Source organism: Streptomyces sp. NPDC001902, assembly GCF_042891295.1.
Lineage (GTDB): Bacteria > Actinomycetota > Actinomycetes > Streptomycetales > Streptomycetaceae > Actinacidiphila.
The window spans coordinates 101,819-125,476 of sequence record NZ_JBIATA010000022.1 but is presented as its reverse complement, the minus strand read 5'-3'; the positions used below and the strand labels follow the sequence as shown (position 1 = coordinate 125,476).

General features: G+C 71.2%; 19 protein-coding genes. 14 read left to right on the top strand and 5 right to left on the bottom strand.

Annotated features, from left to right (window positions below; all coding sequences use genetic code 11):
• The first annotated feature begins 294 nt into the window (after positions 1–294).
• Both ACFYYN_RS30400 and ACFYYN_RS30395 read left to right on the top strand, forming a co-directional pair.
• A complete protein-coding gene (locus ACFYYN_RS30400; RefSeq protein WP_500548293.1) occupies positions 295–2,409 on the top strand; it encodes an ABC transporter ATP-binding protein in 2,115 nt (704 codons plus the stop codon).
• 94 nt (positions 2,410–2,503) lie between these two features.
• A complete protein-coding gene (locus ACFYYN_RS30395; RefSeq protein ID WP_500548292.1) occupies positions 2,504–4,207 on the top strand; it encodes an ABC transporter family substrate-binding protein in 1,704 nt (567 codons plus the stop codon).
• A 144-nt stretch (positions 4,208–4,351) separates the two neighbouring features.
• Here ACFYYN_RS30395 and ACFYYN_RS30390 read toward each other — a convergent pair whose 3' ends face one another.
• Positions 4,352–8,104 (bottom strand): S8 family serine peptidase, encoded by a 3,753-nt coding sequence (locus ACFYYN_RS30390; RefSeq protein ID WP_500548291.1) that lies wholly within the window; start codon positions 8,102–8,104, stop codon positions 4,352–4,354.
• Positions 8,105–8,356: 252 nt separating this feature from the next.
• On the opposite strand from ACFYYN_RS30390, the gene ACFYYN_RS30385 reads away from it, so the two are divergent.
• From ACFYYN_RS30385 to ACFYYN_RS30370, 4 genes are all read left to right on the top strand, one after another.
• Positions 8,357–9,358 (top strand): LuxR family transcriptional regulator, encoded by a 1,002-nt coding sequence (locus ACFYYN_RS30385; RefSeq protein ID WP_500548290.1) that lies wholly within the window; start codon positions 8,357–8,359, stop codon positions 9,356–9,358.
• Between the two features lie 81 nt (positions 9,359–9,439).
• A complete protein-coding gene (locus tag ACFYYN_RS30380; RefSeq protein WP_500548289.1) occupies positions 9,440–9,955 on the top strand; it encodes a DUF302 domain-containing protein in 516 nt (171 codons plus the stop codon).
• A gap of 7 nt (positions 9,956–9,962) precedes the next feature.
• Positions 9,963–10,802 (top strand): MBL fold metallo-hydrolase, encoded by an 840-nt coding sequence (locus tag ACFYYN_RS30375; RefSeq protein WP_500548288.1) that lies wholly within the window; start codon positions 9,963–9,965, stop codon positions 10,800–10,802.
• 100 nt (positions 10,803–10,902) lie between these two features.
• Positions 10,903–11,526 carry a histidine phosphatase family protein gene (locus ACFYYN_RS30370; RefSeq protein ID WP_500548287.1) on the top strand — a complete coding sequence of 208 codons (624 nt, stop codon included), beginning with the start codon at positions 10,903–10,905 and terminating at the stop codon, positions 11,524–11,526.
• Positions 11,527–11,544: 18 nt separating this feature from the next.
• On the opposite strand, the gene ACFYYN_RS30365 is transcribed toward ACFYYN_RS30370, so the two are convergent.
• Complete coding sequence (locus tag ACFYYN_RS30365; RefSeq protein ID WP_500548286.1) at positions 11,545–12,156, bottom strand: PepSY domain-containing protein; 612 nt, start codon at positions 12,154–12,156, stop codon at positions 11,545–11,547.
• 113 nt (positions 12,157–12,269) lie between these two features.
• On the opposite strand from ACFYYN_RS30365, the gene ACFYYN_RS30360 reads away from it, so the two are divergent.
• From ACFYYN_RS30360 to ACFYYN_RS30340, 5 genes are all read left to right on the top strand, one after another.
• Positions 12,270–12,929, top strand: coding sequence for a response regulator transcription factor (locus ACFYYN_RS30360; RefSeq protein ID WP_500439765.1), 660 nt, complete (start codon positions 12,270–12,272; stop codon positions 12,927–12,929).
• The gene (locus ACFYYN_RS30355) at positions 12,926–14,266 is read left to right on the top strand and encodes a sensor histidine kinase (RefSeq protein WP_500548285.1); all 1,341 of its coding nucleotides are present in this window, start codon (positions 12,926–12,928) and stop codon (positions 14,264–14,266) included. The genes ACFYYN_RS30360 and ACFYYN_RS30355 overlap by 4 nt, the downstream gene beginning before the upstream one ends.
• Positions 14,267–14,384: 118 nt before the next feature.
• Positions 14,385–15,113, top strand: a complete 729-nt coding sequence (locus tag ACFYYN_RS30350) for an MgtC/SapB family protein (RefSeq protein ID WP_500548284.1) — start codon at positions 14,385–14,387, stop codon at positions 15,111–15,113.
• Between the two features lie 68 nt (positions 15,114–15,181).
• The gene (locus ACFYYN_RS30345; RefSeq protein WP_500548283.1) at positions 15,182–16,066 is read left to right on the top strand and encodes a class I SAM-dependent methyltransferase; all 885 of its coding nucleotides are present in this window, start codon (positions 15,182–15,184) and stop codon (positions 16,064–16,066) included.
• Positions 16,066–16,695: a TetR/AcrR family transcriptional regulator gene (locus tag ACFYYN_RS30340; RefSeq protein ID WP_500548282.1), complete on the top strand. Its 630-nt coding sequence runs from the start codon at positions 16,066–16,068 to the stop codon at positions 16,693–16,695. The genes ACFYYN_RS30345 and ACFYYN_RS30340 overlap by 1 nt, the downstream gene beginning before the upstream one ends.
• Before the next feature lie 12 nt (positions 16,696–16,707).
• On the opposite strand, the gene ACFYYN_RS30335 is transcribed toward ACFYYN_RS30340, so the two are convergent.
• The gene (locus ACFYYN_RS30335) at positions 16,708–17,898 is read right to left on the bottom strand and encodes an ROK family transcriptional regulator (protein ID WP_500548281.1); all 1,191 of its coding nucleotides are present in this window, start codon (positions 17,896–17,898) and stop codon (positions 16,708–16,710) included.
• A gap of 265 nt (positions 17,899–18,163) precedes the next feature.
• On the opposite strand from ACFYYN_RS30335, the gene mmsA reads away from it, so the two are divergent.
• From mmsA to ACFYYN_RS30320, 3 genes are all read left to right on the top strand, one after another.
• Entirely contained in the window at positions 18,164–19,711 is a 1,548-nt protein-coding gene (mmsA, locus tag ACFYYN_RS30330) for a multiple monosaccharide ABC transporter ATP-binding protein (RefSeq protein ID WP_500327549.1), read from the top strand.
• A complete protein-coding gene (mmsB, locus tag ACFYYN_RS30325) occupies positions 19,708–21,006 on the top strand; it encodes a multiple monosaccharide ABC transporter permease (protein WP_500548280.1) in 1,299 nt (432 codons plus the stop codon). Before mmsA ends, mmsB begins: the two co-directional genes overlap by 4 nt.
• A 79-nt stretch (positions 21,007–21,085) precedes the next feature.
• Positions 21,086–22,198: a substrate-binding domain-containing protein gene (locus ACFYYN_RS30320; protein WP_499509026.1), complete on the top strand. Its 1,113-nt coding sequence runs from the start codon at positions 21,086–21,088 to the stop codon at positions 22,196–22,198.
• Between the two features lie 112 nt (positions 22,199–22,310).
• On the opposite strand, the gene ACFYYN_RS30315 is transcribed toward ACFYYN_RS30320, so the two are convergent.
• Both ACFYYN_RS30315 and ACFYYN_RS30310 read right to left on the bottom strand, forming a co-directional pair.
• Positions 22,311–22,658: a hypothetical protein gene (locus tag ACFYYN_RS30315; protein WP_500548279.1), complete on the bottom strand. Its 348-nt coding sequence runs from the start codon at positions 22,656–22,658 to the stop codon at positions 22,311–22,313.
• A 496-nt stretch (positions 22,659–23,154) separates the two neighbouring features.
• Complete coding sequence (locus ACFYYN_RS30310) at positions 23,155–23,610, bottom strand: carboxymuconolactone decarboxylase family protein (RefSeq protein WP_500327697.1); 456 nt, start codon at positions 23,608–23,610, stop codon at positions 23,155–23,157.
• Positions 23,611–23,658 lie beyond the last annotated feature (48 nt).

Genomic DNA, 23,658 nt, shown 5'->3' with positions numbered 1-23,658 from the left:
TGCTGAAGCAGGGGGATTCCTGGCTCAGGAAGCCCCGCAGGTCAGCACCCCGCAAGGTCTTACTCCCTCAACACCAGCCGGGATGGAACCTGCCCGGTTGTTTACGGCAAAGCTGAGGTGGCTCGTGCTTGGTTCTCGCAACGCGCCGTCGCGCTGGCTTGGTTCTCGCTCAGCACGACACACACACTACCCGCCGGTCTTTCGTCCTGGGGGCGAAACCCCTTTCCCTGCCCTGCTCCGCAGGGGTCCGATCCCTCCCCGATCTGAAGGCCGGGGCATCCGCGGAGGAACCTGGTGACCGTCCCCACCGCCGCCCCCGGCGTCCCCACCCCGCGGCCGGCCTCCGGCGACCCGGTCCTGACCGTGCGCGACCTGCGGGTGTCCTTCCCCGGCGAGGCCGGACGGGTGCAGGCGGTCCGCGGGGTGGACTTCACGCTCCGCGCCGGTGAGACCCTGGCCGTCGTCGGCGAGTCCGGCTCCGGCAAGTCCGTCACCGCCACCGCCGTGCTCGGCCTGCTCCCGGACGACGCGGAGGTCACCGGCTCCGTACGGCTCAACGGCCGCGAGCTGCTCGGACTGCCGGACCGTCAGATGTCAGCCATCCGCGGCCGTGACATCGGCATGGTCTTCCAGGACCCGCTCTCGGCGCTCACCCCCGTTTTCTCCATCGGCACCCAGCTGGTGGAAGCCCTGCGGATCCACCAGGACCTCACCGCCGCCCAGGCCCGCGAACGGGCCCTGGAACTGCTGGACCTGGTGGGCATCCCCGACCCGAGGCGGCGCGTCGACGCCTTCCCGCACGAGTTCTCCGGCGGCATGCGCCAGCGGGCGATGATCGCCATGGCCATCGCCAACGACCCCGAGGTGATCATCGCCGACGAGCCCACCACGGCGCTCGACGTCACCATCCAGGCGCAGGTGCTGGAGGTCCTGGGCAAGGCCCAGGAGGTCACCGGAGCCGCGATCCTCCTGATCACCCACGACCTCGGCGTGGTGGCCGGCATGGCCGACCGGGTGGTCGTCATGTACGCCGGCAAGCCGGTGGAGACCGGGACCGCCGACCAGCTGTTCGCCACCCCCCGCATGCCCTACACCATCGGCCTGCTCGGCTCGGTGCCGCGGCTCGACAGCGGGGACCGGACGGCCCTCACCCCCATCGAGGGCACGCCGCCGTCGATGGTGGACCTCCCGGCCGGCTGCCCCTTCGCGGAGCGCTGCCCGGTGGCCGTGGACCGCTGCCGTACCGAGGAGCCCGGCCTGCGCGCCGTCGCGACCGGAGCCGGTCACGCCACGGCGTGCCATCGCGCACACGAGATCGACACGCCCGGCGGGATCCCCTCCCCGGGCATGTTCCCCACCCCCGCCTCACCGCGGCGGCCCGGCGGACCCCCGCGCGCGGAACGGCCCGAGGTGCTCCGGGTCACCCACCTCACCAAGCACTTCCCGCTCCTCAAGGGCGCGGTGTTCAAGCACCGGGTGGGCACGGTGCGCGCCGTCGACGGCGTGGACTTCGACATCCGCCAGGGCGAGACCCTCGCGCTGGTGGGCGAGTCGGGCTGCGGCAAGACCACCACCATGCTGCAGATCCTCGACCTCGCCGGGCAGCGCGGCGGCACCGTGGCCGTCCTCGGCAGGGACGTCGGGCAACTGGACGGGAAGGCGCGGCGGGAGCTGCGCCGGGACCTCCAGGTGGTGTTCCAGGACCCGATGGCGTCACTGGACTCTCGCATGCCGATCGGCGACATCCTGGCCGAGCCGCTGCGCACCCACGGCTGGGACCGGGAACGCATCGCCGCGCGCGTCCCCGAACTGCTCCGCCTCGTCGGGCTGCTGCCCGAGCACGCCGAGCGCTACCCCGCGGAGTTCTCCGGCGGACAGCGGCAGCGGATCGGCATCGCCCGGGCGCTGGCCCTGGACCCCAAGCTGGTCGTGCTGGACGAGCCGGTCTCCGCGTTGGACGTCTCGGTCCAGGCCGGGGTGATCAACCTCCTCGACGAGCTGCAGGCCGAACTCGGCCTGAGCTACCTGTTCATCGCGCACGACCTGTCGGTCATCCGGCACATCGCCGACCGCGTCGCCGTCATGTACCTCGGTCGCATCGTCGAGGCCGGCGACGTCGAGGACGTCTTCGCCCGACCGGCCCACCCCTACACCCAGGCACTGCTGTCGGCCGTGCCGCTGCCCGACCCCCGCAAGGAGCGGCAGCGCCGGCGGATCATCCTCCAGGGCGACCTGCCCAGCCCCGCGGACACCCCCTCGGGATGCCGGTTCCGCACCCGCTGCCCCAAGTACCTGCAGCTCGCACCGGCCGAGGCCAGACGCTGCGACACCGAGGACCCCGCCGCAGGGGCCCTGGGCGAGGACCACACCGCCGCCTGCCACCACGCGGCCGCCCTGGAGGTCCTGTGACGCGCCCCCGGCCTGTGACGCGCCGGCCTGTGACGCACCCCCGGCCGTCCCGCCCGGCGGACACCCGATCCACGGAACCCACAAGGAGAGTCAGTTGAACCGAAAGTCCGTAAAGCTGGCCACGGCAGTCGTGGTGTCCGCGGGTCTCCTCGCCGGCGCCACCGCGTGCGGAAGCGGCAACGGCGGCGCGAGTTCGTCGGCGCCCAAGGCCCCGCCCAAGGCGACCCTCAACCAGATCAACCCCGCCGACCCCGCGGGACTCCGGCAGGGCGGCACCCTCAACTTCCCCGTCGACGAGTACCCCACCCAGTGGAACAGCCTCAACGCGGCCTCGCAGAACACCGTCGCCGTGACCACGACGATGGCCCCCCTGCTGCCGTCGCTCTTCCACAGCACCCCCGACAACAAGCGGACCCCCAACCCGAACTACCTCAGCAAGGTGAGCACCGCCGTCAAGCACGGCAGGCAGGTCACCACCTACGCGCTCAACCCCAGGGCCCGGTGGTCCGACGGCACACCCATCACCTGGAAGGACTTCCGCGCGGACTGGCAGGCGCAGAACGGGAAGAACCCCAAGTACACCCCCGTCAGCACCTCCGGCTACGAGCAGATCTCCTCGGTCGCCGAGGGAAGCGACGCGCGGCACGTCGTCGTCACCTACGCCACACCCTTCTCCGAATGGCAGACGCTGTTCTCGCCGCTGTACCCGGCATCGCAGATCGACACCCCGCAGAAGTTCGACGCCGGCTACAAGAACCGGATCCCGGTCACCGCGGGCCCGTTCAAGGTCAGCAGGATGGACCCGACGACCAAGGTCGTCTCCGAGGTCCGGGACCCCCACTGGTGGGGCCCGAAGCCGGTGCTGGACGGCATCAACTTCCGCACCCTGGACGCCGCGTCGACACCCGGGGCCTTCGCCTCCGGCGAGATCGACGTCGAGGACATCGGGCCCGACGTGGCCGCCTACAAGCAGGCGCAGAAGGTGCCGCACACCTCCATCCGCGTGGCGGGCGCCCCGAACCTGCGGCAGATGGTGGTCAACGGCGCGAGCCCGCTGCTGAAGGACGTCCGTGTCCGCCGGGCCCTGTTCATGGCGCTGGACCGCCAGGCCATCGGCAAGGCCGACCTCGACGGCCTGCCGTTCCCTGCCCAGCCCCTCGACAACCACTTCCTCGTCAACAACGACGTCGCCTACAAGGACAACGCCGGCTCCCTCGGCCGCTTCGACCCCGCCGCGGCGGGGCGGCAACTGGACGCGGCGGGCTGGAAACCGCACGGTGACGTCCGTGAGAAGGACGGCAGGCCGCTGGAGCTGACGCTGACCATCCCGTCGGGCACGCCCATCGCCGCCAACGAGGCACAGCTGTTCACGGCGATGCTCAAGAACGTGGGCATCAAGCTCGACACCAAGGTCAAGCCGAGCGACGACTTCTTCAACGACGTCAGCGCCGGGAAGTTCGACCTCACGCTGTTCAGCGGCATCGGCTCCGTGCCGTTCTTCCCGCTGACCAACGGTGCGGCGTCCTTCGTCTCCCCCAAGCACGGCAACGTCGGCCAGAACTACTCGCGCATCGGCACCGCCGGGATCGACGCCGACATGCACAAGGCGGGCACCGAGGTCGGCCACTCCGCCTACCTCGCCGACCTCGACGCGGCCGACGCCGCGCTGTGGAAGCTGGCCGCGAACCTGCCGCTCTACCAGCGCCCGCAGATCGTCGCGACCAAGTCCGACGTGGCCAACTACGGCGCCTTCGGTTTCCAGGACACCGACTGGACCCGGATCGGCTTCACCAAGTAACCCCACTGGACCGCGGCGCGGGAGGACGACCCCCTCCTCAACGCCTCCCGCGTCGCGTCGGCCCCGACCCGAGCCGACACCCCACGAAGGGCCCTTGCCCCCGGTGCACCGGGGACAAGGGCCCTTCGTCCGTACCGCCGTCGGCTACTTGACGCCGAAGGCGCGGATCAGGGTCTGGCTGACGCTGTTCCCCTTCGCGTCCCGCGCCGTCGTGCGCAGGCTCGCGAAGCGGGCCCGGGACGGCGCGTCGAGCTGCGCCTTCCAGCCGCCGCCCGACTGCCGCAGCGTCGTCTTGCGCCAGGTGGCGCCGTCGTCGTACGACACCTCGAGGGTCACCGTGCGGATCGCCCCGGCGCCCGCCGCGCCCTTCAGGTGCGAGGCGGTGACCGTCAGCGCGGTGCGCCGCTTGGCCTTGCCGGACAGGTCGGTGGCCACCGCGTAGTCGAGCTGCACCAGCGGCAGGGGCGTGATCGCCGAGTAGTCCGTCGTGCTCGAGGTGAAGCCCCACTCGGTACGGGTGCGGGTCGAGTACGGACGGTCCGGCACGTTCCGCTCGCCCTCCACCACGATCCGGTAGGGCTGCGGCTCCGGCGACAACCCCTCGACGGTCACGATCCGCTCGTTGTAGTCCTCACCGAGCAGCTGGTCGCCCTGGTACAGCGAGACCTTCGAGGTGTTCCCGTCCACCCAGGCGACGCCCGAGTGACCGCCCGAGTCGCCCCAGGCGGGGAGGACGGACGTGCTGATGATGTCGCCCACCCGGTACGGGGCCGTCCAGCTGATGCCGTCGTTGAGCACCCGCGGGTGCTGGATCGCCGAGAACCAGGTCTCGGTGTTCGTGCTGCGCGCCTTGTAGGTGCGCGTCACGCCCCGCTGACCGAGGTCGCGCATCGCGGCGGAGGAGATCCAGCGGGCGTCCTTGCCCGCCGAGACCCACGAGGTGAGGGTGCCCTGGGCCGCGACCCGCGTGGCCTGCAGGAGCGTGGGCCGGTTGAAGATGAGCGACACGTCCTCGCGGTACGCCACGGCCTCGGCCTGCGTGCTGTTGCGGAACGACTCGTCGATGCGGGCCAGGTCCCCGGGACGGGGACGGTAGGACGGGTCCTTCGGGACCGCTCCGTCGTGGTGACGGATCAGGTCGTACGCGTAGCGCGGGTACGGGTGCGAGACCACCTTCAGCGTCGCCGTGCCGGGCTTGCGGAGCCGGTTCAGCAGCCGTGCGCTGTCGTCGGTGCCGAGCGAGGCCACCGGCAGGGGGGCGGCGTCGGGCAGGTCGGCCCAGGGGTCGAACTTGCCGTAGCCGTCGTTCAGGATCAGCAGCTGCCGTGCGCCGGCCTTCGCCGCCGCGGCGGCCTGGTCCGGGGCGGACACCGTGTCGCTGCGGCGGACGACCGCCACCTGGCCGCGCACCTTGAGCCTGCGGAACGCCGCAGCGGAGCCGTCACCGGCCCAGACGGCGCGGTAGGTGCCCGTGCCGTCCCGCAGCCTGGGGGACATGCTCTGGATGGTGACGTCGTCGTAGGTCTGCGAGCCGGAGGAGAACGTCAGCGGCGGCTGGATCTGCCGCCAGCGGGTCGCGAAGTGGTACGAGCCCTTCGTCACCTTCGGCGTCGGGGTCACCCAGAGGCTGTCGTAGCGCCAGTACTCGGGCATGTAGCTGTCCAGGAAGGGGAACAGGGCGCCGTTGGTGCGGTACTGGTCCACCCGCATGAACTCGTTGGCGGTCGGCTGCGGCGTGACGGCGGCCGCCTTGCGCAGGCTCGCGGCGTCGAACCGCACGGTGCGGTCGGTGTCGAGGTCGATCTGAGGCGCCGAGAACATCGCGAAGCCCAGCGTGTGCGTACCGTCGATCCCGGGGACGTCCGCGTTCAGCCACGCGGAGTAGGTGCTCGGGGACAGGCGCAGGTCGATGCGGCCCGAGGCGTCGACGGCGAACGCCTTGGGGGCGGTGTTGCGCTCCACGTCCTTCAGGATGAGGGTGCCGGGAAGGGCCTTGCCGTGCCGGTCCTTGGCGGCGACCGTCAGGTTGACCCGGCGGCCCTCCTTGTTCACCCCGACCGTGGTGCGGGCCAGGGCCGTGCCGTCGGCGCCGGTGGCGACGAGGCGGGTGGAGTAGGCGCCGTTGTCCTCGGCCGCGTCGAGGTGGGTGATCACGCCGACGGAGGCGGTGCCGTGGGCGGGCACGGTCAGCCGCGGTTCGGTCAGCGTGAACAGGCCCTCGGGCAGCTGGCCCGGGCTCAGGGACAGGTCCACGGTGACCGGTGCGGCGCCGGAGTTGGTGTAGGTGACGTCCTTGCGGACCGTCTGACCCGGCGTGTACGGGTAGTGCGTCTGCGCGTACGCGTCGCCGGAGGCGACCAGCGTGGCCTTCACGGCGGCGGCGACGTCCACGCGCCCGCTGCCCGCCTCGAAGGGGCTGAACCGCTGGGTGCTCGCGGTGGTGCTGATCAGGGCGGCCTTGAGCTGCTGCCCCGTCCAGTCCGGGTGCTCGGCGGCCAGCAGGGCCGCGGCGCCCGCCACGTGCGGCGTCGCCATGGAGGTGCCGCTCATCGTCTGGTACGCGCCCTCCCCCTCAGGGGCGTACTGCGAGCGCGCGGCCAGCACGTTCACCCCCGGGCCGGTCAGGTCGGGCTTGACGGCGTTGTCGCCCACGCGGGGGCCGCGGCTGGAGAACTCCGCCAGCTGGTCCACGCCCTTGCCGGGGCCGTTGACCGCGCCCACCGTCAGCGCGGCGTCGGCGGCACCGGGGGCGCTCACGGTGTACGGCGCGGGGCCGGAGTTGCCCGCCGCGATGACGAACAGCGCCCCGGTCTCCTCGCTGAGCCGGTTCACGGCCTCGCTCAGCGGGTCGGTGCCGTCGGTGGCGTCGCCGCCCAGGCTCATGCTGACGACCTTGGCGTGCTGGTCGCGGGCTGCCCATTCCATGCCGGCCAGGATCCAGGAGTCCTGGCCGCTGCCGAAGTCGTCCAGGACCTTGCCGATGTGCAGGGACGCGCCCGGGGCGACGCCCTTCTCGGTGCCACCGGAGGCGGCGCCGGTCCCGGCGACGGTCGAGGCGACGTGGGTGCCGTGACCGTGCCGGTCGGTGACGTCCGCGCCGGGCACGAAGCTCTCCGTCGCGGCTATGCGGCCGGCGAAGTCCGGGTGCGCGGCGTCGATGCCGGTGTCCAGGACGGCGACGTCCACGCCCTGCCCGGTGTCCCCGCCGGCCCAGACCTCCGGGGCGCCGATCTGCGCCGTGGTGTCCGACAGCGTGGCCTTGACCTTGCCGTCCAGCCACACCTTGGCGATGCCGCCGGCGAGCCGTCCGCCCTCCGCCGTCCTCGCGGCCGCGGTGGCCTTCGCGTCGGCACCGGTCAGGGAGGACCAGAAGTCCGCGGCCCGCTCGTGCTCGGCGGAGATCGCCGCGCCCTGGATGCTGCTGAGGGTCAGCGTCCTGCGCGCGCCCTCCGGGGTCTTGGCGCTGCGGGAGCGGGCGGCGGCGTCGGTGTACGTGACGATGAGGGGCAGCCGGTCGCTGCGCGCGTCGTCGTAGCCGTCCTTCAGCAGCGCGGTGACGTTGAAGAGCCCCTCGTCCAGGGCTCCTGACGCGATGTAGGGGACCGCGGCGTCGGGATACACGTAGGTGTCGGTGCCCACCGACATCACGTGGGCGCCGCCGGTCCTGCCGTTCGGGTCCGTGACCGAGGCGACGGCCTGGGCCCGGCCGTCCCCGGTGACGGTGACCTTGTCGCCGGTGATCAGCGTGACGGTGCGCACGGCTGCGGAAGCGGCACCGGTCGCGGCGGGGGAGGGGGACGTCGCCGAGGGGTCGGCCGATGCGGCCGGACCCGTGGCCGTCAGCACCACCAGGGCGGCGACGGCGGCTGTCAGCCCGCGTCTGCGGGACGGAGGCATGCGCAAGGGAACCTCATGGACTCGATGGGGTGGGGTGGAACGCAGTCAGCCATCCGTTCGCATCGCTGTAAAGGCGGCCCTTTGGCACTTCTGTGCCATGTCACCAAGTGGACACGGCGCAAAGCGGCGCAATGATCGGCAAGCGAGACACACTGCACGGTGTGAGCGGCCGCCGCACAGCGGCACATCCATCACACGTTGCTGACATGGCGTCAGTTCGCTCGCGTGCACGAAGGTCAGAGGTGGAGAAGGATGACGGAAGGCGCCGCACCCTTGGAGCTGGTCGGACTCGACGCGGGGGCCGAGGCCGTCTACCGCGAACTGCTCGCACACGGTGGCGGTACGGCCGACGACGTCACCGCGACGTTCGGGTTGGGTACCGGAGCGGCGGTGGCCCTGCTGGAACGCCTGCACCACTCCGGGCTGCTCAGCCGCCGCTCCTCGGGGGAGTACCTGACCGTGGATCCGCGTCACGCGCTGCGGACACTGGTGGAGTCACGTGAACGCCAACTGGCCGCCGTACGCGACGCCACCGGGCCGCTCGGCGCGCTGTTCGACGAGGCCAGGCGGTCCAGCGCCGGCGAACCCGCCACACGGACGATCAGCGGCCCGGAGGAAGTCGGGGACTGCTACTACCGTTTGCACCAGGCCGCCAAGTACGAGATGTGCGGCCTGGCCCGACCTCCCTTCCTGTTCGTTCCGAACGGTCCGCTCGACGAGGCCGCCGTACGGCGTGGCGTACGGGTGCGGGTCGTCTACGCGGCCGCCAGCTTCGACGAGGACGGCGGGGGGCAGGAGCTGGGCAGCCTGGTCTCACGCGGCGAGGAGGCCAGGGTCGTGTCCTCGCTGCCCGTCAAGCTGACCATGGCGGACCGCTCGGCGGCCATGGTGTCGTTGAGCCTGGGCCCCGACAGCACCGACACGCTCTACACCGAGGCGCCCCCCTTGCTCGAAGCCCTGACCGAGCTCTTCGAGCACTACTGGGCCGGTGCCGCCTCACTGAGCGGGCCGAGCTCGCAGCAACCACCGGCACCGGAACCCTCCACCCCCGGCGAGCAGGTGCGCAAGCCCACCGACGAGGAGCGGAACCTGCTCGCCCTCTTCGCGGCCGGGGTCAAGGACGACGCCATCGCCCGCCAGTTCGGGATCTCCACGCGGACACTGCGCCGGCGCATCCAGGACCTCTACACGGAACTGGGCACCACCAACCGGTTCGGCGCCGGTGTCGCGGCGGCCCGGCGCAACTGGGTGTGAGCGCGGAGTTGCGCCGACGTGCCGCGGAGGGACGATGGGAGGAGGGCGCGGCGGTGTGCCGTGCCGTCCGAGGTGGTCCAGGTGTCCGAGGCGCGAACGGTCGACTACGGCGTCACCAGGTTCGACGTCCCCCTGCCCGGGACGTTCGAGGAGGCCGTGCGGCGCTACGAGTCCCTGGTGCCGCAGTACCGGGCCGATGAGATCCGGGACCTCGTCCGGTCCGGCGGCTCCTGGGAGAGCGCCCTCGCGCTGGCCGAGGGGAACGCGCCCCATGGATTCATGATCTTCTGGAGGGACTCCGGAACGGCGCTCATGGGCATCGCCGGGGACACGACGCCGTTCGTGATGTACCTGATGGGCAACTACGCCATCGCCGAGCGGATGTTCCGCCACGATCCCTCCGCCATGATGCACGCGCCGCTGCGCACCGAGATCTACCGGAGCACCGGCGCACCGAGATTCGTGATCGACAAGCCGAGTTCCCACTTCGGCAGTTACGGCAGCGAGGAGATCGCCCGCGTGGGCCTGGAACTGGACCACAAGGTCGCCCACCTGCTGACACTGATGGAGGCGCCGGTGCCCGCCGGGCTCGGCTGACCCGACCATGACGGACCTGCGCTACGACACCTTCGTGTGCGACGGGTTGCGCCGCGCCCAGGGTCCCCGGTTGCCCGACGGGAGCCCGATCTTCTCCTCGCCGCTGACCTCGACGTTGGTCCTCGGCGACGCGGAAGCGGTCCTCGTCGACCCGCCGTTCACCCGTGAGCAGGTGCACGGTGTCGGGGACTGGATCGAACGCTCCGGCAGACGGCTGACGTACGTCTACGCCACCCACGGTCACGGCGACCACTGGTTCGGCACCGATCTGCTGCTGCGACGCTTCCCCGGGGCGGTTCCGTACGCCACCGAGGGCACCATCGAGCTGATGCACAGGCAGGCCACCGAGGGCCGCCGGACCAGGTGGGACGTGGACTTCCCCGGGCTCATCCCGGACAGCCCCGTGGTCTACCGGGTGGTCCCGGCCGACGGTTTCACGCTGGAGGGGCACCCGCTGCGCGTGGTGGAGACCGGCCACACCGACACCGACGACACGACCGTCCTGCACATCCCGTCGGCCGGCCTGGTCGTGGCCGGTGACGTGGCCTACAACGGGGTCCACCAGTACCTGCGGGAAAGCGCCGGCGGCGGCATCAACAAATGGCTCGCCGCGATCGGCACCGTGCTCGCGCTGCACCCGCGCGCGGTCGTGGCCGGCCACAAGAACAAGGCCCTGCCCGACGACCCCGTGATCCTGCGGCAGACCCGCGACTACCTGCTCGACGCCCAGCGCCTGCTGGCGGAGGAACCCCGTCCCCGCACGTTCTACGACCGGATGCTGCAGCTCCACCCGGACCGCCTCAACCCGGGCCCGGTCTGGTACAGCGCCCTCGCCCTCCTGCCCTGACGCCGCCGCCCGGACCGTCATCCGGAACCGGAACGGCAGCGGGGGCGTCGTGCCCAGGGACGACCCACTCGATCATGAAGCATCGTGAAGGAGCCCGGGCATGACGGCTGTGGCCACGCGTTACCTGTACCTCGTCCGGCACGGGGAGGCCGTGCCGGACGAGAGCGGTCTGTCGGGCGACGGGCGCCGCCAGGCCGCCCTGCTCGGCCGCCGGCTGGCGGAGCACCCGATATCCGTGGTCCATCACGGCCCCCTGCCCAGGGCCGCGCAGACCGCCGCCCTGATCGGGGAGCACCTGGACGGTGCCGTCCTGCGCGTCTCGGAGACCGCCGGAGACTACGTCCCGTACTTCCCGGGGCGGGACGAACTGCCCCCGGACAGCGCCGACCACCTCCTGCGCTTCCTCGACGGCGCCACGGCGCAGGAGCGCGCGCTCGGTCCGTCGCTGGCCCTGCGCGCGCTCGAGCAGTTCACCGGTCCCGTCGAGGGCGATCAGGAGCGTCACGAACTGGTCGTCACCCACAACTTCCTGGTCGGCTGGCTGGTGAGGCACGCCATGGACGCCCCGCCGTGGCGGTGGCTCGGGGTCAACCAGGGAAACGCGGCCCTGACCGTCATCCGCTACGCGCCGGGGCGGCCCGTCTCGGTCCTGGTCCAGAACGACACCCGCCACCTCCCTGCGGAGCTGCGCTGGACCGGCTTTCCGCCCGAGCTGCGGATGTGAGGGCGTGGACCGGCCGCGTCAGCTGATGGCCCCGTTGGCCGGGTCGACGTGGACCTCGTGGTCGGAGCCGTCCTTGTGGAACTCCACCTCCCAGGTACGGGTGTCGTCGTCGAGGGAGACGGAGGTGACCGTGCCGCGCCGGGCGTCCCCGGCCGCCTTCGCCGCTTCCAGGAGGTCGGTGCGGGAACCACGAAGGGCGTCCCGGGCCTCGTCGGCGTCCTGCCGGTCCTGCTCCTGCCGGGCGGTGACGACCTCGCCGTTCGCGGCGTCGATCGTCACCTCGTGCCAGGTGCCGTCCTCGGCCAGCGTCTCGACCTCCCATTCCGTGCGGCCGCGGTCGTCGTCCAGTTCGGCGGACACCACGGTGCCGGGGGCCTGTGCCCGCGCCGTGGCGACGGCGTCGGTGAGGCTCACCGTGCGGGAGCCGCTGGTCCGTTCCTCGCCGTCGGTGCCGCGGTCGTCGTCGCGGGGACCGTCGTCATCGGTGGCGTGGCCGCCGCGGTCGTCGGTGACCACGGCGGACGCCGGCTGCCGGTCGTCGTCGTCCGCCAGTGCGGTCGCCGCGACGCCCCCCGTACCGGCCAGGACGGCGACGGCGGCCGCGGTGGCGATCAGCATCTTGCGCCTCATGATGGTGTGTCCTTCCGTAGCGGTCCGGTGACCACCACGGTCGCTCCCCGTACCTGAAGCGGCGCTGAAGGATCCTGAAGGAATCCTCAGGATCGTTTTGGCAGGCTGTACCCATGCGCCTGCTGATCGTGGAGGACGAGCGGAGCCTCGCCGCTTCGCTGGCCAAGGGGCTGACCGCCGAGGGCTTCGGCGTGGACGTGGTCCACGACGGTGACGAAGCGCTGCACCAGGCCGGGCAGCGGACCTACGACCTGATCCTGCTGGACATCATGCTGCCCGGCATGAACGGCTACCGCGTCTGTGCCGCCCTGCGGGCCGCCGGAGACGACACGCCGATCCTGATGCTGACCGCCAAGGACGGGGTGTACGACGAGGCGGAGGGCCTGGACACCGGGGCCGACGACTACCTGACGAAGCCCTTCGCCTACGTCGTGCTCCTGGCCCGCGTTCGCGCGCTGCTGCGACGGCGTTCCCACGGAGGCTCACCGGTGGTCACCATCGGTGGGCTGACCGTCGAGCCCGCCCGCCGCCGGGTCACCCGCGACGGCACCGAGGTCCCGCTCACCGCGCGGGAGTTCGCGGTGCTGGAGCACCTGGTGCTGAACGCCGGCGAGGTGGTCACCAAGGCCGACATCATCGAGCACGTGTGGGACTTCGCCTACAGCGGCGACCCCAACATCGTCGAGGTCTACGTCAGCGCCCTGCGGCGCAAGCTCGGGGCCGCCACCATCCGCACCGTTCGCGGCGCCGGATACGTGATGGAGGCCGGATGAGGTCCGTCCGCGCCCGCACGGCCCTGTCCGCCACCGCGGTGGTGGGCGTCGCCCTGGTCCTGGCGGGCCTCGGGCTCGTCCTCGCGCTCCGGGCCAACCTCACCGGTCAGGCCGGCCTGCGGGCCGAGATCGCCGCGCGTGAGGTGACGGCCCAGATCGCCGCCGGGACCTCGTACGGCCGCCTCGACCTGCCGGACGGCGACGAGTACCCGGTCCGGGTCGCCGACGGCCGCGGCGGTCTCCTCGCGGCCGGAGAGGACGTGCAGCGGATCACCGGAGCGCCGGTGCCGGACACGGACGGCGACGGCGACGGCGAGTCCGAGGCCGAGCACGGCACCGGGACCGCCACCGTGGACGGCACGCAGGCGTCGTACCGGTTCGCCGTCCTCTCAGGGGAACGCGACGGTGAGCGCTACACCGTCACCGCGGGGGCCTCCCTCGCCGCCGAACAGGACGCGGTCCGTACGGCGGTGGTCTTCCTGCTGGCCGGACTGCCCGTCATGCTCGCCGTGGTCTGGACGGTGACCTGGCTCGCCGCACGCAACGCGCTGCGCCCGGTCGACGCCATCCGCGCCGAGATGGAGGCCATCACCTCCAGCACCGACCTTTCCCGCAGGGTTCCCGTCTCCCCGGCCCGGGACGAGGTGGCCCGGCTCGCCCGCGCCACCAATGACACGCTCACGGCCCTGGAATCCGCCGTCGAACGGCAACGGCGGTTCGTCGCCGACGCCTCCCACGAACTGCGCAGCCCGATCGCTGCGCTGCGCACCGAACTGGAGGTGGCGAGCGCCCATCCGGCCCTGCTGGACCTGGACAGCGCGGTGAACGACGTGGCCAGGCTCCAGACGCTCGCCTCCGACCTCCTCCTGCTCGCCCGATTCGACGCGGGGGAGGAGATGCCCATGGAGCCGGTCCCCCTGGACGAGTTGACCCGCGAGAGGGCCGCCCTGCGCTCCGGCCGGGTGCCCGTGACCGTCGACGCGACGGTCGCCGTGACGGTACGCGGTGACCGGCGGGGGCTCGAACGCGTCCTGGACAACCTCCTGGACAACGCCCAGCGTCACGCCGGCGACTCGGTCGCGGTGCGTGTCACCCGCGACGGACGGTGGGCCCTGCTGGAGGTGACCGACGACGGTCCGGGCATCCCGGCGGCCGACCGGGAACGCGTCTTCGACCGCTTCATCCGGCTGGACGAGTCCCGTGCCCGCGACGCGGGAGGCGCCGGGCTCGGCCTGGCCATCGTCCGCGACATCGTCCACCACCACGGCGGGCAGGCCGATGCCGGTGAGGCACCCCAGGGCGGTGCGCTGTTGCGCGTGCGGCTCCCGGCGGGGTGACCGCAGGTCCTGTGCCGATCCGCGACCGGCGCTTTTCGCCCCCCGGATCCGGGGCACGCTCTGGGAGTTGCCGGGTGCGGCGGCCTCAGGGACGCCGTCGCGTGGGGCGGAGGTGTTCATGGCCGAGGTGGCGGCGCCGCTGTGGGACGTGGGGAACGGGCAGGGGCTGCGGCAACTGGCGGAGCTCGGGCTGGCCCTGCTGCTCTCCAGCCTGATCGGCTGGGAGCGGGCGGCGCAACAGAAGAGCGCGGGGCTGCGCACCCACACGCTGGTCGGTGTCGCCAGCGCGTTGATGATGGAGGTCTCCCAGCACGGCTTCACCAATGTGCTCGGGCTGGACAACGTCTCCTTCGACCCGTCCCGTGTGGCCGCCCAGATCGTCTCGGGGATCGGGTTCATCGGCGGCGGCCTGATCTTCGTGCGCAGGGACGCGGTGCGCGGTCTGACCACGGCGGCCACCGTGTGGCTCACCTGTGCGATCGGCATGGCCTGCGGGGGCGGGCTGCCGATCCTGGCGCTGGCCGTCACGGCCCTGCACTTCCTGGTGGTACGGGGTTACCCCCGGCTGGTCCCGCGCCTGCTGCCCGGGGCGACGGCGACGGTCTCCGAGCTGCGCCTGACCTACCGCACGGGCACCGCCCTGCTGCCCCGGCTGATGGAGACCTGCACGCGGCTCGGGTTCCGCATCCGGGAGGTGAGGGTGGAGAGGCTGCCGGGCCGGACCGATGCCGCCGCCCGGGTCCTGCTCGAGGTCGAGGGTACGGCCGACCCCGGCCGGCTGGCTTCGGAGCTCTTCCGGCACGACGGCGTCCTCGAGGTCGGGATGACCCCGTCCGACGAGGAGTGACACCCTGCCGCCGGAGGCCGTCCGCCGCCCTGAATAAAAAATGGATGTGCATTCATTATGATGGAGCCATGCAGAGCACACCCAGCCGCACCGCGCAGCACGTCGCACTCTTCCGGGCGCTGGAGTCGGTGCGCCCGGGGCCGCGCCTGTTCACCGACCCGTACGCCGCCTCGTGCCTCGGTCCCGGCTACCGCCTGGCCGTGACGATCGCCTGCTGTCCGGGTGTGGCGCGGTTCCTCGAGCGGTGGATCGACCGGCGCTGGCCCGCAGGTCCGCGCGCCTCGGCCGTGGTCCGCACCCGGCTGATCGACGACCTGGTCGTGGACGCCCTGGAACACGGCGCCCGGCAACTCGTCCTGCTGGGCGCCGGCTACGACAGCCGGGCCTTCCGCCTGGACGCGGCGCACGACGCCACCGTCCTGGAGGTCGACCACCCGGCGACGCAGGCGGCCAAGCGAGGGCTGGCCGCCACCTGGTCCGCCCGGGCGGGCCGGCCGGGCGACGGCATCCGCTTCGTTCCCGTGGACCTGATGCACCAGGACCTCGGCGATGCCCTGCGCGAGGCGGGACTGACCGGCGAGCTGGCGGTGGTGGTGTGGGAGGGCGTGACGAACTACCTCGACGCGCCGTCGGTGCACGCCACGCTGACGGCGCTCTCCACGACGCTGGCGCCCGGGAGCCGGATCGTCCTCACCTACATGGACCGAAGGGCCCTGGACGGCACCGGTGACTTCGACGGCGTCACAGCGTGGGCGGACACGGTGCATACGGCCGGGGAACCCTTCACCTTCGGCTTCCTCCCGGACGAGCTCCCCGCGTACCTGGCCGGGCGGGGACTGGAGCTCACCTTGGACCGGTCGGCGAGGGAGGCCGCCGCGCAGTACCTGGAGCCCCTGGGGCGGCACGAGCCGGCCGCGCCCTTCTACCGGATCGCCCAGGCCGAGGTGAAGTGATGCCCAAGGTCAGTGAGGAGCACCTGCGGGCGCGGCGCGCGCAGATCCTCGACGCCGCCGCCCGCTGCTTCGCCCGTACGGGCTTCCACCGCACCACCATCCAGGACATCGCGGCCGAGTCCGGATCCAGCGCCGGCCTGGTCTACCGCTACTTCGCCGACAAGGACGACATGGTCGCGGCCATCGCGGACCGGTGGCACGACGACCAGGCCCGCCGACTGCACCTGGACGACCCCGCCGGGCACACCGCCGACGCCTTCCGGGAGGTCGCCGGAGGCTACCTGGATCTCCTGCGCTCACTCGCCGGCTCCGACGAGCGGCAGCGCGTGCAACTCGGCGTCCAGATCTGGGCCGAGGCCCTGCGGGCACCCCGGGTGCACGCGGTGGCACGCGAGGGCGTGGACCGTCCCCGCGCCGTCATCACCGACCTCGTCCGGGCGGCCCAGGAGCGCGGCGAGCTGGACGCCGCGTGGCCTGCCGACGGCCTGGCCCGGGTGTTCGTCGCGATCTACCAGGGGCTGGCGCTGCAGACCGCCTGGGATCCCGGACTGGACCACGCCGCCTACTCCGCGGCGGTCGAGCGCCTCATCGGCGCGCTGGCGCTCCGACCTGATCCTCCGTCGCCCTGAAGCACGCGCACCTCAGTCCAGCACGAGCGACGACAACTGCGGCGAGTACGTGGCGTGCAGCACGAGTGCGGCGCTGCCCACGACGGCCGCGTCCGCGCCGAGGGGGGAGGCCGCGACCTGGACGACGCGGATGTGCCGGGCCAGGGGCCGTGAGGCCAGTGCGGAGGCGACGGCGTCGACGTAGCGGGACTCCACGTGCTGGATGCCGTGACCGCCGAGGATGATGAGGTCCACGTCGATGAAGTTGGCGATGGTCACGGCGACCGTGGCCACGTGACGCGCGGCCTCGTCGATGACCGCGGCCGCGATCGGGTCGCCGGCTCCGGCCGCGCGCTGGACCGCGGCGTGGTCGACGGAGGCCGGGTCCCGGTCGTACGCGGGGGACAGCACACTGCCGCCCGGCTTGTCGGTGAGGCGGCGGTGCGTCTCGGCCACGATCGCGGACGGGTTGGCCAGTCCTTCCAGGCAGCCCCGGTTGCCGCAGTAGCACTCCGGCCCGTCCGACAGCACCGTCGAGTGGCCGAACTCGCCGGCGTTGAGCGAACCGCCACGGTAGACCTGGTGGTTGAGGACCAGACCGCCGCCGATGCCGGTGCCGAAGAACAGGTAGGCGAAGTTCGCCACGCCCCGGCCCGCGCCGGACCAGCGCTCGCCGACCGCGGCGGCCGTGGCGTCGTTGTCGAGCGTCACCGGAAGGCCGGTCGCGTCACTGAGCATCTGCTGCAGCGGGACCCGCGTCCAGTGCGCGAGCTGGGGCGGGGCGACGATCATGCCGCTGCGCTGGTCGATCGGCCCAGGGGTGGCGAGGCCCAGCCCCAGGACGTTGGCGCGCGGCACGTCCGCCTCGGCGAGCACCTCGGCGACCAGGTCGGCCATGGCGGCCACCACGTGCGTCGGATCGGTACCGGGAGGCGTGGGGTGCCGTCTGACGACCAGTGGCCGGCCGAGCAGGTCGACCACGGAGCAGGTGAGTTCGACCGGGTCGAAGACGAGGCCGACCGCGTTGCCGGCGTCCGCGTTGACCCGCAGGGTGGTGCGGGGCTTGCCGCCGCCCGCGCCACGACTGGCCCCGTCCTCCCGCACGATGCCCTCGTCCAGCAGACGGCGCACGATCCCCGAGACGGTCTGCGGGGTCAGTCCCGTCTTCTGGGCGATCTCGACCCGGCTGATCCCGTCGGCGAGTTGGATCTGGTCCAGGACCACCGCCCGGTTGTACCGCCCGACTTTGGGGAGGTTTGTTCCTGCTTGCCGCACACGCGTTCCTCTCTTACCGCAATGACGATACCGCTCAAGGGCGTTGACTTAGTAAAACAAATGGATTTAAAGTCCGGTGCCCAAGCCGCAACAGGTCCGGCATGGAGGCACGGCGCAGTGTCATCGGAGGCAAGTTGATGTCCACGAAATGTCGCATCCCAGGGGAGGCGGGCCCGCGTGATCGCCGCGGCGTCCGCAGCGTGGAGCTCCGCGCATGAGCCGCGCCCCGATGCTGCTGGAGATGCGGTCCATCACCAAGACGTTCCCCGGCGTGACGGCGCTCGCGGACGTCAACCTGGTGGTGAAGGAGGGGGAGATCCACGCGATCTGCGGCGAGAACGGCGCAGGCAAGTCCACCCTCATGAAGGTGCTGAGCGGGGTCCACCCGCACGGCAGTTACACCGGCGAGATCGTCTACCGCGGCGACACCGTGAGGTTCCACGACATCCGGGCCAGCGAGCAGGCCGGCATCGTCATCATCCACCAGGAACTGGCGCTGGTCCCCGGCATGTCGATCACGGAGAACATCTTCCTCGGCAACGAGCCGCGCAAACGCGGCTCGATCGACTGGAGGGCCGCACAGCACCGCGCGGTGGAGCTGATGGAGCGGGTCGGCCTCAAGGAGGACCCGGACACGCTCGTCAAGGACATCGGTGTCGGCAAGCAGCAACTCGTCGAGATCGCCAAGGCGTTCGCCAAGGACGTGAAGCTGCTCATCCTCGACGAGCCGACCGCGGCCCTGAACGAGACCGACTCGCAGCACCTGCTCGACCTGCTGCGCGGCTTCCGGGACCGTGGCATCACCTCCATCATGATCTCCCACAAGCTGAACGAGATCGAGGCGGTCGCCGACACCATCACCATCCTGCGCGACGGCCGGACGATCGAGAGCCTCGACGTCGAGGCCGACGGCGTGAACGAGGACCGCATCGTGCGCGGCATGGTCGGCCGCGAACTCGACAGCCGGTTCCCCGACCACACGCCCGACATCGGCGAGGTGTTCTTCGAGGTCCGCGACTGGACCGTGCGGCACCCCGCGTCCGACGAACGGCTCGTGTGCAAGGGGTCCAGCTTCACGGTGCGGCGCGGTGAGATCGTCGGGTTCGCAGGCCTCATGGGCGCCGGGCGCACCGAACTCGCGATGAGCCTGTTCGGCCGCTCCTACGGCACGTTCCTGTCGGGACGGGTCTTCAAGGACGGCAAGGAGATCCACCTCAAGACCGTGCCGGAGGCCATCCGGCACGGCCTCGCCTACGTCAGCGAGGACCGCAAGTCGGTCGGCCTCAACCTGCTGGACGACATCAAGACCTCGATGGTGGCCGCCAAGCTGTCGAAGATCTCCCGCCACCAGGTCATCGACCCGGTGAGCGAGCACCGGATCGCCGAGGAGTACCGGCAGAACCTGAGGATCAAGACCCCCAGCGTGGACGAGGAGGTCGTGAAGCTCTCCGGCGGCAACCAGCAGAAGGTCGTCCTCGCCAAGTGGATGTTCACCGACCCCGACCTGCTCATCCTCGACGAGCCCACCCGCGGGATCGACGTGGGCGCCAAGTACGAGATCTACGGGATCATCCAGCGGCTGGTCGGCCAGGGCAAGGGCGTCGTCGTCATCTCCTCGGAGCTGCCCGAGCTCATCGGACTCTGCGACCGCATCTACACCGTGTTCGAAGGCGCCATCACCGGTGAGGTGACACGCCGCGACGCGAACCCGGAACTCCTCATGAAACAGATGACCTCTATGAAGAAGACACCGAGCCCATGAGCCGCATCACAGACCTGCAGAAGAACCTCTTCGGAGGCTCGACCTCCAACGCCCGCCAGTTCGGCATGATCGCCACGCTCGTCGCGATCGTGCTCCTGTTCCAGATCTGGACGGGAGGGCTGACCCTGACCTCCGGCAACCTCATCGCCGTGGTCAGCCAGTACTCCTACATCCTGATCCTGGCCATCGGCATGCTGATGGTGATCGTCGCCGGGCACATCGACCTCTCGGTCGGCTCGGTGGCGGCGTTCACCGGGATCGTGGTCGCCAAGACGATGCAGGAGCACTCGCTCCCCTGGCCCCTGGGCATCGTGCTCGGCCTGCTCGTCGGCGCGGCGATCGGTGCCTGGCAGGGCTTCTGGGTCGCCTACGTGGGGGTGCCGGCGTTCATCGTCACCCTGGCGGGCATGCTCCTGTTCCGTGGCGGCAACCAGTACATCGGCAACGCCGACACCGTGCCGGTCCCCACCGGATTCCGTGACATCGGCGCAGGCTTCCTGCCCGAAGTGGGCCCGGACACCGGCTACAACAACCTGACCCTCCTCCTCGGTCTGGTCGCCTGCGCGGGCGTGGCCTGGCGCGAGTGGCGGGCCCGGCAGACCCGGCGCGCCATGCACGCCGACGCCGCGCCGCTGTGGGTCACGGGGATCCGTCTGGTCGTGATGGTGGGCGTCATCGTCTTCGCGACGCTGCGCTTCGCCGGCGGCCGCGTCGGCACCAGCTTCCCGATCTCCGGGATCATTCTGATCGCCCTGGTGCTCGCGTACTCGTACTACACCCGCAACACCATCGGAGGCCGGCACATCTACGCCGTCGGAGGCAACTCCCGTGCGGCCGAACTGTCCGGCGTGAAGCTCCGGCGCGTCAACTTCCTCGTCATGATGAACATGTCCGTGCTGGCCGCGCTCGCCGGCATGATCTTCGTGGCACGGTCCGCGGCCTCCGGCCCGCAGGACGGTCTGAGCTGGGAACTCGACGCCATCGCGGCCGTGTTCATCGGCGGCGCCGCCGTCTCCGGCGGCCTCGGCACCATCAGCGGCTCCATCGTCGGCGGTCTCGTCATGGCGCTGCTCAACAACGGTCTCCAACTGGAGGGCGTCGGCTCGGACATGGTCCAGATCATCAAGGGCCTGGTCCTCCTCCTCGCCGTCGCCTTCGACGTCTACAGCAAGAGCCAGGGTCGCTTCTCGATCATCGGCACCCTGATGCGTCCGTTCCGCCAGAACGAGACGTCCGCACCGGTCGACCCGCCGAACCCGGCCTCCGACCCCGACAAGGCTCCGGTCGCAGGATGACCGACCGGCAGTAACCCAGGGTGCCGCATCAGGGCGGCGCTCGATTCTCCCCGCATCACCAGGAAAGGGCACAACCCACATGCGCAGAACCATCACCAGAGCCGTCGCCGTGATCGGCGCCGCCGCGCTGCTCGCCCTGGGCACGGCGTGCTCCAACGAACGCGAGGGCTCCACCGGCAAGGACACCAGCGACGCCAAGGGCGGCTTCGCGAAGGACGCCCTGGTCGGGGTCGCGCTGCCCGCGAAGACCTCGGAGAACTGGGTGCTCGCCGGTGACCTGTTCACCAACGGCCTGAAGGACGCCGGCTTCAAGGCGGACGTGCAGTACGCGGGCGCCTCGACCACCGTCGCGGACCAGCAGGCGCAGATCTCCTCCATGGTCACCAAGGGCGCGAAGGTCATCGTCATCGGTGCGACCGACGCCTCGCAGCTGTCCACCCAGGTGGCGCAGGCCAAGCAGGCCGGTGCGACGATCATCGCCTACGACCGCCTCATCACCAACACCCCGGACGTCGACTACTACATCGCGTTCGACAACTTCAAGGTCGGCCAGCTGCAGGGCCAGGCGCTGCTGGACGGCATGAAGGCGAAGAAGGCGAAGGGCCCCTACACGATCGAGCTGTTCTCCGGTTCGCCGGACGACAACAACTCGAAGGTGTTCTTCGACGGCGCGATGGAGGTGCTGAAGCCCGCCATCGACAAGGGCGACATCGTTGTCGGTTCCGGTCAGACCGACATCAAGCAGACCGCGACGCAGGGCTGGAAGGCGGAGAACGCCCAGAGCCGCATGGACTCGCTGCTGAACTCCACCTACAACGGCAAGAAGACGCTCGACGGCGTGCTCTCCCCGAACGACACCCTCGCCCGGGCGATCATCACCTCGGTGAAGGGCGCCGGCAAGCCGGTCCCGGTCGTCACCGGCCAGGACTCCGAGGTCGAGTCGGTGAAGTCGATCATGGCGGGTGAGCAGTACTCCACCATCAACAAGGACACCCGCAAGCTCGTCGCCGAGACCATCAAGATGGTCCAGGCCCTGCAGACGGGCGGCAAGCCGACGATCAACGACACCAAGTCGTACAACAACGGCAGCAAGGTCGTCCCGTCGTACCTGCTCCCGCCGGTCATCGTGACCAAGGAGAACGCGGCCGAGGCCTACGCCAACGACCCGAAGCTCTCCCCGCTCACGAAGTAGTTCACGAAGCGGTCGCGCACGACCCCTGCCGCCGGTGCCCCGGACCACGTCCGGGGCACCGGCGGCAGCCGCGTTCCCGGCACCGGAGGACACCGCCGCCACGGGAGCCCGGTCAAGGGCAGCGCAGCAGCCGCCGCGGTCCGATCCCGTCGTCGCGGATGAGCCGGATCTCCGTCCTCCCGACGCCGTCGAGCCCGTGCAGGCACGGGACGTCGATCTCGTCACCGGCCATGGTGATGGCCGCCTCCTTCGCGGCGATCGCGTCGTCCGCATGGTCCACCACGTAGTAGAGCCAGGTGGCCGCGGGACCACGGGTGCGGACCCTGAACCCCACCAGCCACTTGTCCGCCGAGGTGGCGCGACACGCGGTCGCGTGCGGGCACCGTGGCGTGAGGGCGTACTCCTGGTCGTGTCCACGCGTGCCCCCGATCGCCGACACGGCCCTGGTGATCTGCAGCATGGCGCGCCTCCTCGCCAGGTTCCTCCGCGGATGCCCCGGCCTTCAGGCCGGGGAGGAATCGGACACCTGCGGAGCAGGGCAGGAAGGAGGGTTTCGCCCCCAGGGCGAAAGACCGGCGGGTGGTGTGTGTCGTGCTGAGCGAGAACCAAGCACGAGCCACCTCAGCTTTGCCGTAAACAACCGGGCAGGTTCCGTCCCGGCTGGTGTTGAGGGAGTAAGACCTTGCGGGGTGCTGACCTGCGGGGCTTCCTGAGCCAGGAATCCCCCTGCTTCAGTAGGGGGAGGGTTCAATCTCGGTCGTGCCCGGGTGGGACGCGGGAAGAAGTTGAGCCATCTCCCTCCTGACCGGACAGCCCCCGCCGCTGTGACAGGGTCCGGCCGCCCGAGGGACCCGGCTCAGGCCCCTGCCGCCGTGGACGGCACGGCCCAGGCGGCCGGGCACGCCGGTCCCGGGCGGCGCGTCGTGGACGCGGCCCGGGACCGGACGGCGCGCCCCTCATCCCCAGGCGCCGGCGATCTGCCGGGTCGTGGCGTTGAGCCGGTTGAACAGGTTGGTCACGCCGATCATCAGGACGATCGCCGCGAGCTGCTTCTCGTCGAAGTAGGTGGCGGCCGCGTCCCACACTTCGTCACCGACGGCCTCGGGCCGGTCGGCCAGCCGTGTGGCGGCCTCGGCCAGCGCCAGCGCCGCCCGCTCCTCCTCGCTGAAGTACGGGGCTTCCCGCCACGCGGCGACCGTCGCCAGGCGCTCGTCGCTCACCCCGGCCTTGCGGGCCGTCTTGGCGCCGCCGTCGACGCAGGCGCTGCAGCCGTTGATCTGACTGACCCGCAGATGCACCAGCTCCAGCGTCTGCCCGTCCACCCCACCGGAGTGCACGGCCTTGATCAGCTCCTGGATGGGCTGCATCGCGCCGGGCAGGACGGCGGCCGGGTTCTGCATACGGGACTGCATCATGGTTCTCCCTCTTCCGCTTCGGTGCCCCGCTCCCCGGGGCGTGAC

What these genes read in the sequence shown, in the direction of transcription:
- ACFYYN_RS30365 (WP_500548286.1), bottom strand. Translation starts at nt 12,156, where the DNA reads ATGAGGCGCAAGATGCTGATCGCCACCGCGGCCGCCGTCGCCGTCCTG.
- ACFYYN_RS30320 (WP_499509026.1), top strand. Translation starts at nt 21,086, where the DNA reads ATGCGCAGAACCATCACCAGAGCCGTCGCCGTGATCGGCGCCGCCGCG.
- ACFYYN_RS30385 (WP_500548290.1), top strand. Translation starts at nt 8,357, where the DNA reads ATGACGGAAGGCGCCGCACCCTTGGAGCTGGTCGGACTCGACGCGGGG.
- ACFYYN_RS30355 (WP_500548285.1), top strand. Translation starts at nt 12,926, where the DNA reads ATGAGGTCCGTCCGCGCCCGCACGGCCCTGTCCGCCACCGCGGTGGTG.
- ACFYYN_RS30315 (WP_500548279.1), bottom strand. Translation starts at nt 22,658, where the DNA reads ATGCTGCAGATCACCAGGGCCGTGTCGGCGATCGGGGGCACGCGTGGA.
- ACFYYN_RS30345 (WP_500548283.1), top strand. Translation starts at nt 15,182, where the DNA reads ATGCAGAGCACACCCAGCCGCACCGCGCAGCACGTCGCACTCTTCCGG.
- ACFYYN_RS30360 (WP_500439765.1), top strand. Translation starts at nt 12,270, where the DNA reads ATGCGCCTGCTGATCGTGGAGGACGAGCGGAGCCTCGCCGCTTCGCTG.
- ACFYYN_RS30310 (WP_500327697.1), bottom strand. Translation starts at nt 23,610, where the DNA reads ATGCAGTCCCGTATGCAGAACCCGGCCGCCGTCCTGCCCGGCGCGATG.
- ACFYYN_RS30340 (WP_500548282.1), top strand. Translation starts at nt 16,066, where the DNA reads ATGCCCAAGGTCAGTGAGGAGCACCTGCGGGCGCGGCGCGCGCAGATC.
- mmsB (WP_500548280.1), top strand. Translation starts at nt 19,708, where the DNA reads ATGAGCCGCATCACAGACCTGCAGAAGAACCTCTTCGGAGGCTCGACC.
- ACFYYN_RS30390 (WP_500548291.1), bottom strand. Translation starts at nt 8,104, where the DNA reads ATGCCTCCGTCCCGCAGACGCGGGCTGACAGCCGCCGTCGCCGCCCTG.
- ACFYYN_RS30370 (WP_500548287.1), top strand. Translation starts at nt 10,903, where the DNA reads ATGACGGCTGTGGCCACGCGTTACCTGTACCTCGTCCGGCACGGGGAG.
- ACFYYN_RS30350 (WP_500548284.1), top strand. Translation starts at nt 14,385, where the DNA reads ATGGCCGAGGTGGCGGCGCCGCTGTGGGACGTGGGGAACGGGCAGGGG.
- ACFYYN_RS30375 (WP_500548288.1), top strand. Translation starts at nt 9,963, where the DNA reads ATGACGGACCTGCGCTACGACACCTTCGTGTGCGACGGGTTGCGCCGC.
- mmsA (WP_500327549.1), top strand. Translation starts at nt 18,164, where the DNA reads ATGAGCCGCGCCCCGATGCTGCTGGAGATGCGGTCCATCACCAAGACG.